Raw genomic sequence first — 452 nt, forward strand, 5'->3', positions numbered from 1 at the left:
GCGCCGCGAGCATCTGGCCGGTCTGGTTGGCGTCGTCGTCGATCGCCTGCTTGCCCAGGATGACCAGGCCCGGGGCTTCCCTGTCGACCAGGGCTTTGAGCAGCTTGGCCACCGCCAGGGGCTGGAGCTCAAGATCGGCCGGGGTCTCGACGAGGATCGCGCGGTCGGCGCCAATGGCCATGGCCGTGCGCAGCGTCTCCTGGCTCTTGGCGTCGCCGCAGGAGACGGCGATGACCTCGGCAGCAGCGCCCTTTTCCTTGAGGCGCACGGCCTCCTCGACGGCGATCTCGTCGAACGGGTTCATGCTCATCTTGACGTTGGCGGTGTCCACGCCCGTGCCATCGCTTTTGACGCGCACCTTGACGTTGTAGTCGACCACGCGCTTGACGGGTACGAGGATTTTCATAGGGGAAGTCCCTGGAGAATTAAAAAACGGGGCCGTGTTGAAGCGT

The 452-nt window shown here is 64.8% G+C and carries 1 pseudogene; it reads right to left on the reverse strand.

Annotation, left to right across the window (positions count from 1 at the left end):
- Positions 1 to 406 (reverse strand): annotated as a pseudogene (locus tag B2J89_RS21770) (electron transfer flavoprotein subunit beta/FixA family protein); the annotation flags it as partial.
- Positions 407 to 452 lie beyond the last annotated feature (46 nt).

The sequence above is a fragment of the Acidovorax sp. SRB_24 genome, from assembly GCF_012931925.1.